This window comes from Verrucosispora sp. SN26_14.1, from assembly GCF_004307965.1.
In the GTDB taxonomy this organism is placed as follows: Bacteria; Actinomycetota; Actinomycetes; order Mycobacteriales; family Micromonosporaceae; genus Micromonospora.
The window spans coordinates 1-4,134 of record NZ_SISL01000500.1 but is presented as its reverse complement, the minus strand read 5'-3'; the positions used below and the strand labels follow the sequence as shown (position 1 = coordinate 4,134).

At 73.1% G+C, this 4,134-nt stretch carries 5 protein-coding genes; all 5 read left to right on the top strand.

From position 1 onward, the window contains the following. Positions 1 to 395: FKBP-type peptidyl-prolyl cis-trans isomerase (locus EYA84_RS27885; RefSeq protein ID WP_201272498.1), on the top strand; the 395-nt coding region annotated here is incomplete at its 5' end. Between the two features lie 48 nt (positions 396 to 443). Continuing rightward, positions 444 to 1,262, top strand: coding sequence for a hypothetical protein (locus EYA84_RS27880; RefSeq protein ID WP_131056849.1), 819 nt, complete (start codon positions 444 to 446; stop codon positions 1,260 to 1,262). A gap of 134 nt (positions 1,263 to 1,396) precedes the next feature. Continuing rightward, positions 1,397 to 2,050, top strand: a complete 654-nt coding sequence (locus EYA84_RS27875; RefSeq protein WP_131056847.1) for an HAD family phosphatase — start codon at positions 1,397 to 1,399, stop codon at positions 2,048 to 2,050. A gap of 127 nt (positions 2,051 to 2,177) precedes the next feature. After that, on the top strand, positions 2,178 to 3,188 hold the full coding sequence (locus tag EYA84_RS27870) for an NADPH:quinone reductase (protein ID WP_131056845.1): 1,011 nt from the start codon (positions 2,178 to 2,180) through the stop codon (positions 3,186 to 3,188). Between the two features lie 241 nt (positions 3,189 to 3,429). After that, complete coding sequence (locus EYA84_RS27865) at positions 3,430 to 3,921, top strand: NUDIX domain-containing protein (RefSeq protein ID WP_131056843.1); 492 nt, start codon at positions 3,430 to 3,432, stop codon at positions 3,919 to 3,921. Positions 3,922 to 4,134: the final 213 nt, after the last annotated feature.

Genomic DNA, 4,134 nt, shown 5'->3' with positions numbered 1-4,134 from the left:
CCCCGCAGCTGCCCGAGGGCGCGGACCCGGCGCTCGGCACCAAGCCGACCGTGGCCGCGGGCGAGGGCGAGCTGACCAAGCTCACCGTGACCCCGCTGATCGAGGGCACCGGACCGGCCGTCACCGCCGGGCAGTCGATCACCACGAACTACGTGGGCGTGCTCTTCGCCAACGGCGAGCAGTTCGACTCCTCCTGGGAGCGGGGCGAGCCGGCCACCTTCCCGATCGGCGTCGGACAGGTCATCGAGGGCTGGGACAAGGGCCTGGTCGGGGTGAAGGTCGGCAGCCGGGTGCAGCTCGACATCCCGGCCGAGCAGGCGTACGGCAACGACGCCGCGGGTGGCCGTCCAGCCGGTCCGCTGCGTTTCGTGGTGGACATCCTCGCCGCCCAGTAGGAGATGACGGTGGCGACGGCGGACGAGCCCGGGCGGACGGCCCGGTTGATGTGGACGCACTACGAGCCGGTACACGCCGTCACCTACTTCCACCCGCGCGCCCGCGCCGCCTACGAGGCGGTCGGGCTGCGCGGGTACTGGCGGGGGTACTTCGCCGGTCGGGCCGCGCCGCTCGGGCCGACCGGTCCCGCCCCGGTGGTCGCGGCCTTCTTCACCTTCGCCCCGCACATGGTGGCGCGGGCCCTGCCCGCCGTGTGGCAGTTGGCCGGGCCCGAGGAGGCACTGCGCTCCCGCCTGACCGGGGCGGTGCAGGCCCTCGCCGAACTGGTCTACGAGCTGCCCGAGCAGCACCTGGCCGAGGCCGCCGAGTTGTTGTCCGCCGCCGCCGACGAGGCGGGGACCGCCGGTCGGGTGCTCGGCTCAGCCAACGCCGCGCTGCCGCGCGGTGAGTACCCGCTGGCCCGGCTCTGGCAGGCCGCCACCACCCTGCGCGAGCATCGCGGTGACGGGCATGTGGCGGCCCTCGTCGCCGCCGACCTCGATCCGGTGGAGGCGCTGGCCTGGCGGGTCGCGGTCGACATGCCGCCCGCCAACCTGCTCGGCCGGGGCTGGTCGGAGCAGGAGTGGGCGCAGGCGCGGAAGCGGCTGGCCGACCGGGGTTGGCTGACGCCCGACGGCAAGCCCACCGACCGTGGTCGCGCCGGTTTCCGGGCCGTCGAGGAGGCCACCGACCACGCTGCCGCACGCCCCTGGCAGGCGCTGGGCCCGACGCTCACGGAACGACTGCGCGAACTGCTCGACCCGATCGCCGTGGCCGCCCACCGGGTCGTCCCGCCGGACAGCCCGATCGGCCTGCCGGCCCGGTAGGCGGCAGCGCACCGCCCGACCTACGCCGCCGGGTGCGTCGCGGCTCGGATGTTAGGAGGGGTCCCTTCCTATACACGAGGCGTTAGCAGGGGGCCCTTCCTTTCAAGCGGCGGTGGGTGCGGCAGGATGGTGTCGTGGTGGATGCGGTGATCTTCGACCTGGACGGCGTGATCGTGGACTCCGAGCCGGTCTGGGAGGAGGTCCGCCGCGCGTACGTGGCGACGCAGGGCGGGACCTGGCAGCCGGACACCCAGCGCCGCCTGATGGGGATGAGCACCGGCGAGTGGGCCGAGTACCTCAGCGGTGAACTGGGCGTACGGCGCACCGCCGCGCAGGTCGCCACCGAGGTGGTCGAGGAGATGAGCCGGCGGTACGCCGAACGCGTACCGCTGATCGACGGGGCGGACGAGGTGGTGCGCCGGGTGGCCGCGCGGTGGCCGCTGGGGCTGGCGAGTTCGTCGCCGACCCGGCTGATCGCGGCGGCGCTGACCGCCACCGGCCTGACCGGCGAGTTCGGCAGCACGTTGTCCACCGAGGAGACGGCCCGCGGCAAGCCGGCGCCGGACGTGTACCTGACCGTGGCGGAACGCCTCGGGGTCGACCCGGCCCGGTGCGTCGCGGTGGAGGACTCCTCCAACGGCATCCGGTCGGCCGCCGCCGCCGGGATGATCGTGGTGGCGGTGCCGCACGGGTCGTACCCGCTGGATCCGGACGCGCAGCGGATGGCGGCGGCGGTGCTCGACTCCGTCGGCGAGCTGACCCCGGAGTTCGTCGACCGGCTCGGCTGAACCGGCACCGACCGCTCTCCGGCCTACGCGAAGGTCGTGCTCGGAACGGCTGCTTGACCTCCGTCGGCATGGGTGCCGCCGGGTCGGGTAACGCCAACGGCGCCCACGCCGAGTCGAGGAGGGCGCGATGAGGACGGTCGTGTACGAGCGCACCGGCGACCCGACGGTGCTCCAGGTGGTGGATCGGCCGGTGCCGGAACCCGGGCGGGGCGAGGTGCTGGTCCGGATCGCCTGCGCCGGGGTGAACCCGACCGACTGGAAGGCCCGCCGCCAGGGCCCGTTGCCGGCGGGCTGGCAGACGCCCGGGCAGGACGGCGCCGGGGTGGTCGAGGCGGTCGGCGAGGGCGTCGACCGGGAGCTGGTGGGCGAGCGGGTGTGGGTCTGGGAGGCCGCCTGGCAGCGGCCCTGGGGCACCGCCGCCGAGTACACGGTGGTGCCGGTGCGGCAGGCGGTACGGATCGGCGACGCCTCGTTCGAGCTGGGTGCCTGCCTGGGTATCCCGTTCCTGACCGCGCACCGCTGCCTGACCTCCGGCGAGTACCTGCCGGACAGCCTGGGTCCGGGCGCGTTGAGCGATCACACGGTGCTGGTGCAGGGCGGGGCGGGTGCGGTCGGCAACGCGGCGATCCAACTCGCGTCCTGGGCCGACGCCTGCGTGATCGCCACGGTCAGCAGCGCGGAGAAGGCCCAGCTCGCCGCAGCGGCCGGAGCCTCGGTAGTGATCAACTATCGGGAGCAGGACGTGGTGGAGGAGGTCCGCAAGGTCGCGCCCGACGGGGTCCACGGCATCGTCGAGGTGGCCCCGGCCCGCAACGCCGCCGCCGACGTACGTCTGCTGCGGCCCGGCGGGGTGGTCTGCGTGTACGCGGACGACGGCGGGGCGGAGGTGACCCTGCCGATCGGGCCGCTGCTGGTGCCGAACGCCCGGTGGCAGTTCGTGCTGGTCTACACCGTGCCGAAGGCGGCGAAGGCGCAGGCGGTGGTGGACGTGGCGGCGGCTGCCGCCCAGGGCGGGATCCGGGTGGGCGAGGAGGCCGGTCTGCCGTTGCACCGTTTTCCGCTGTCGGCGACCGCCGACGCGCATCGCGCCGTGGAGGACTCGGTCGTCGGGAAGGTCCTGGTCGACACCAGCGAATAGCGCCTGAGCTGGGATTATTTCCCCATCACGGGGACAGACGCGAACAAGTTTCGCAATACTGACTGTGCGGGTCGCCCCGCAAAGGAACGGGTGGCCCCGGCGCGGTGCGAACGCCGGGGCCACCCACCGGGAGTGAGGTCTTCGAGAGCCGCCCACTCCTAACGGCGATGATGCGCCCGGAAACGTTACGGCGTGGCCAGTTCCGACACATCCATCGCGAGAACCCCCGTACTTTGTCCGGGTGAGCATCTCCTGGGCTGATTCGTACGTCGGGCAGCTACGCGCCCTGGCCGGTGACCGGACACTGATGTTCGTCGGCGCGCGGGCCGTGGTCCGCGACAGCGACGCACGGATCCTGCTGATCCGCCGCTCCGACAACGGCCAGTGGGCGATGCCCGCCGGCGCGATGGAGCTGGGCGAGTCGATCGCCGACTGCGCCGTGCGGGAGGTACGCGAGGAGACCGGACTGCGGGCGCTTCGGGTCAGCGCGTTCGCCCTCTACACCGGACCCGACCGCACCAACACCAACATGTACGGCCACACGTACCAGATCTTCACCACCGCGTTCCGGGTCGAGGAGTGGGACGGGCGGCTGGCCCGGGTCACCGAGGAGACCACCGACGCCGCCTTCTTCCACCGCGAGGCGCTGCCGCAGCCGCTCTCCGCGAGCGTCCTGGAGACCCTCGCCGACCTGGACGTCTTCGAGCAGACCAACCGCCTGATCCTCAAGTGACCGGCCGGGAGACCCCTCATCGTGGCGGTGTGGCTGTTCGACACGCCGACGCACGAACAGCCACGCCGCCACGATCCTGATACACGTCAGAGCATCGTCTGGGACTTCGCCTCCATCTCGGCGGCGGCCTCCGGCTTCGAGGAGCGGTCCAGCGGCTTGCCGCCGGGGGCCGGGCCCTCGCCGCCGAGACCGTCGGCGGTCTCGTATACCCAT

Excerpts from the sequence above, each read along its gene's own strand:
- EYA84_RS27880 (WP_131056849.1), top strand. The coding sequence starts at position 444 with ATGTGGACGCACTACGAGCCGGTACACGCCGTCACCTACTTCCACCCG.
- EYA84_RS27870 (WP_131056845.1), top strand. The coding sequence starts at position 2,178 with ATGAGGACGGTCGTGTACGAGCGCACCGGCGACCCGACGGTGCTCCAG.